Genomic DNA, 428 nt, shown 5'->3' with positions numbered 1-428 from the left:
ATCTCCAGCTTTTTCGGTTTTAGCGGAAGATCTCCCGTAGCAGCTATCTTCTCCCTGAACAGTGGAAGTTCCCCACTTCCAAAGATCCCGTTGCTAAGATATTTTAGCTGTTCCTGCGGATCGGAGAGGAGGTTTTTGCGGGCTTGTAGGGATTTTGTGGGCATATATTAATATTGTAGTTTTTATGGGGCCGCGGAGCCGTTGCATGCAACGGCTTTACGGAGATCCCTCCTTCGTCGGGATGAGCGACTCCTACGTCAGCACTTCGTGCTTCCTTGGATCTGCTCACATGGACAACTTATTGTACTTGTTCATCATCTGGACTCCGTGTACAAGGGTTGCTCCACCTTTTATGGCGGCGCCCACATGGACGGCTTCCATCATTTCTTCTTTTTCTATTCCGCGCTCAAGACCATCTTTGGTATAGG

1 protein-coding gene is annotated in these 428 nt (G+C 49.1%); it reads right to left on the bottom strand.

Annotated elements, in window-relative coordinates:
- Window positions 1–285: 285 nt before the first annotated feature.
- On the bottom strand, window positions 286–428 hold a 143-nt coding region (locus tag HC175_RS24425; protein WP_479685245.1), incomplete at its 5' end, for a carboxymuconolactone decarboxylase family protein.

It is taken from the genome of Salinimicrobium oceani, assembly GCF_012037645.1.
Note: the sequence above shows the minus strand (reverse complement) of the source record. Positions and strands in the feature narration are given on the sequence as shown.